This window comes from Stenotrophomonas sp. SrG, from assembly GCF_050031795.1.
Taxonomy (GTDB): Bacteria; Pseudomonadota; Gammaproteobacteria; order Xanthomonadales; family Xanthomonadaceae; genus Stenotrophomonas; species Stenotrophomonas rhizophila_A.
On sequence record NZ_JBNBBE010001084.1, the window covers coordinates 1 to 240 of the forward strand.

General features: G+C 77.9%; 1 pseudogene. It reads right to left on the minus strand.

Annotation, left to right across the window (positions count from 1 at the left end):
• Positions 1 to 240: pseudogene (locus ACQG3P_RS22815) on the minus strand (hybrid sensor histidine kinase/response regulator); the annotation flags it as partial.

The following is a 240-nucleotide window of genomic DNA, read 5'->3' on the forward strand; positions in this document are numbered from 1 at the left end:
GCATGGGGGTCGACCGGCGGGCTGCGCTGGGGTTGCCGGCGCGAGATCGCAAGCGGGCGCTGGGTGAGCGTGGCCGCGCGCGTCGCGCCCGTCTGGGCGGGGTCCAGCGCGCGCGGGGAGCCGTCCGCCACAGCGCCCAGTCGTTCGGTGAGCAGCGTGGCGGTCTCCACGGGGCCCGGGCGCACGGTCAGGGGGGTGTTGAAGTCATGCGCGATGCGGCCGGTGAGCTGGCCCGCGGCG